The sequence below is a fragment of the Streptomyces aureus genome (assembly GCF_001418135.1).
GTDB classification, from domain to species: Bacteria; Actinomycetota; Actinomycetes; order Streptomycetales; family Streptomycetaceae; genus Streptomyces; species Streptomyces aureus_A.
The window spans coordinates 1-3,114 of record NZ_LIPQ01000655.1 but is presented as its reverse complement, the minus strand read 5'-3'; the positions used below and the strand labels follow the sequence as shown (position 1 = coordinate 3,114).

Annotated in this window: 3 protein-coding genes; all 3 read left to right on the top strand. The window is 73.2% G+C overall.

Going from position 1 to position 3,114, the window contains the following annotated elements:
- The first annotated feature begins 203 nt into the window (after positions 1-203).
- Entirely contained in the window at positions 204-1,238 is a 1,035-nt protein-coding gene (locus tag AOK00_RS35720; RefSeq protein WP_055604257.1) for an ABC transporter substrate-binding protein, read from the top strand.
- A gap of 205 nt (positions 1,239-1,443) precedes the next feature.
- On the top strand, positions 1,444-2,607 hold the full coding sequence (locus AOK00_RS35715) for a FecCD family ABC transporter permease (RefSeq protein ID WP_079042370.1): 1,164 nt from the start codon (positions 1,444-1,446) through the stop codon (positions 2,605-2,607).
- Positions 2,604-3,114, top strand: a 511-nt coding sequence (locus AOK00_RS35710) for an ABC transporter ATP-binding protein (RefSeq protein ID WP_159041932.1), incomplete at its 3' end; no start/stop codon positions are given. The genes AOK00_RS35715 and AOK00_RS35710, both read left to right, overlap by 4 nt.

The following is a 3,114-nucleotide window of genomic DNA, read 5'->3' as shown; positions in this document are numbered from 1 at the left end:
GGGGGCGGGGCGGGGGACTTGGCCGCTGTGGGTGCGGGCGTGGTGGCCACGGTGTGCTGCTCCTCGGAGGTGGGGGAGCGGTTCGGTGAACCGCCCCCGGGGTCGTTAATGAAAATGATTGCCATTACAGTACCCTTCGAACGCGGCACTCCTGCCCGGTGCACGACAACACCCATGCCCGTCCCTCCCAGACCGGAGAACCCATGCGCAACACCGCCCGTCTCGGCATCGCCCTGACCCTCCTCCTCGCCACCGCGGGCTGCTCCACCGCGGGCGGCGGCGGGTCCGCGGCGGGCACCGGGCCCGGTGCCGCGCCCGGCGCGGGGCAGTCGGCCTCCGTCACCAGCTGCGGCCGCCAGGTGTCGCTCGACGGTCCGCCGCGGCGGACCGTCGCCCTGGACCAGAGCTCGACCGAGACGCTGCTCGAACTCGGGCTCCAGGACCGGATGGCCGGCACGGCCAACCTCAAGACCAAGATCCCCGCTCCCTACGAAGCCGCGTACGCGAAGATCCCGGTCATCGCCCCGAAGATCGCCACGGGCGAGCAACTGCGCGCCGCCACACCCGACTTCGTCGTCGCGGGCTCCGCCGACCTCTACACCAAGGACCGCGCCGGCACCCGCGAGGAGCTGGCCGCCCTGAAGGTCCCCACCTTCGTCAGCGCCGTGGACTGCCCGCAGCACAACCCGCCCGGCCGGACCCCCTTCGAGCTGCTCTTCTCGGACTACGAGAACCTGGGCAAGCTCTTCGGAGCCGAGGAACGCGCGGGAAAGCTGGCGGCGGACCAGCGGGCCGCGGTCGCCAGGGCGGGCGCCGACGCCTCCAAGGCGCGGGGCGCCGACCGGCCGACCGTCGTCTACCTCTACTCCGTCTTCAACGGCATGCCGTACGTGGCGGGCAAGACCGGCCTGCCCAGTGAGATGAGCCGGATCGTCGGCGCCAAGAACGCCTTCGACGACGTCCAGGAGGACTGGCCCGAGGTCTCCTGGGAGGAAGTCGCCCGGCGCGACCCGGACTTCATCGTGATCGGCGACCTGTCCGAGCGGGGCCGCCCCGGCGACAGCGCCGCCGAGAAGCGGGCCACGATGAAGGCGCACCCGGTGATCTCACGGCTGGCCGCCGTCCGCGACAACAAGATCCTCGAAGTGCCGGGCATCGAACTCGACCCCTCGGTCCGCTCCGTACACGCCCTCGGGCTGCTCGCCCAGGGCATGAAGGACCTCGGACATGCCCACTGACCGCCAGGCTCCGGGGACCTCGGGAGGCGTGTCGGTCGGCGGGTGCGAGGCCGGGATCGCGCGCCCCCCTGCCGACCACGACGCCCGAGAGTCCTCGCACCCGCCAGACGCCCGAGAGTCCTCGCACCCGCCAGACGCCCGACAGCCCTCGCCCTCGACCGATGTCCGAGAGTCCTCACACCCGCCCGCCGAGCCGCCCGTCGGCATGAGCCCGGCCGACCTCCTGCTCCCGCAGGCCCGCGAAAGCGGCCGTACGGCGGAGCCCGTCACCGCCGGGCAGCCGATGCCGGGTCCGCCGGTTCCGCCGGAACCCGGCGTCCGATCCGGCAGGCTCGACAACTCCGCGGCACCCCGCCACGGAGGCCCCCGCGGCCTTCTCCTTCTGATCCTCTCCGCAGTCACCCTCGTGGGCTCGATCGCCGCGGCCGTCCGCATCGGCACGGCCGACACCGGCTGGACCGACCTGGCCCGCGTCCTCGCCACCCACCTCGGCCTGGACGTCGAGCCCCTGCCCCCGTTGGTGGACTCGCTCATCTGGGACCTGCGGCTGCCGCGCGTCCTGATGGCCGCGCTCGTCGGCGCCTCGCTCGCCGTGTGCGGCACGGTGCTCCAGGCGGTCACCCGTAACGCGCTCGCCGACCCCTACCTGCTCGGCGTCTCCTCCGGCGCGTCGACCGGAGCCGTCGCCGTCGTCGTCCTCGGGATCGGCGCGAGCACACTCGGGGTCACCGGCGGCGCGCTCGTCGGCGCGCTGCTCTCCTTCGCGCTGCTGCTCCTCCTGTTGAGGCGTACCGGCCTCGACTCCGTCCGTATCGTCCTCACCGGCGTGGTCGTCGGACAACTGCTCACCGCGCTGACCTCGCTGATCCTGATGGCCTCGGCGGACGCGGACACGACGCGGGCCGTCACGCACTGGCTGCTGGGATCGATGGCACCGGCCCGCTGGAACACCGTCGTCGTCTGCGCGATCGTCACCCCGCTGGGCCTGACCGTGGCGTGGCTGTTCTCGAGCGCCCTCGACGGGCTCGCCTTCGGCACCGACACCGCCGCCTCCCTCGGGATCGGCGTACGGCACACGAGGATGCTGCTGCTCGTGGTGACGGCCACGCTGACCGCGGTCGCCGTGGCCACCGTCGGCGCCATCGGCTTCGTCGGGCTGATCGTGCCCCACGGGGTGCGGTTCCTCGTCGGACCGCTGCACAGGGTGCTGTTGCCGTACGCGGCGCTCGCCGGCGCGGTGTTCCTCGTGTGGACGGACGCGCTCGCACGGATCGCCTTCGCGCCCCGCGAGGTCCCCGTCGGCGTCATCACCGCACTCCTCGGCGTTCCCCTCTTCCTTCTCGTCCTGCGCAAGAGGGGTGAACTGTGAGGATCACCGCCGAGAACCTGAGCTGGTCGGTGGCAGGCACACCGGTGGTACGTGAGGTCAGCGCGACCGTCGCCTCCGGCGAGACCGTCGGCCTCCTGGGCCCGAACGGCTCCGGCAAGTCCTCCCTGCTGCGTTGCCTGGCCGGGCTCCGGGCCCCCGACGCGGGTGCGGTCCGGTACGACGGCGCATCGGTGGGGGAGTGGAGCGCGCGCAGGATCGCCCGCCACGTCGCCTTCGTCGCCCAGGACTCGGGAGCCGACAGCGATCTGCGGGTCGCCGACGTCGTCGGCCTCGGCCGCACCCCGTTCCGGGACCGCTGGCGCGGGGCGGACGCCACCGACCGGGCGGTGATCGCCGCCGCCCTGGAGGTCGTCGGCCTCACCGCGCTCGCCGGCCGCTCCTGGAAGGCCCTGTCGGGCGGCGAGCGCCAGCGGGCCCACATCGCCCGCGCGCTGGCCCAGCAGCCGTACGCACTGCTGCTCGACGAACCCACCAACCACCTCGACG

Bases quoted from the DNA above. Each gene is read 5' to 3' on its own strand.
- AOK00_RS35720 (WP_055604257.1), top strand. From the start codon at position 204: ATGCGCAACACCGCCCGTCTCGGCATCGCCCTGACCCTCCTCCTCGCC.
- AOK00_RS35715 (WP_079042370.1), top strand. From the start codon at position 1,444: ATGAGCCCGGCCGACCTCCTGCTCCCGCAGGCCCGCGAAAGCGGCCGT.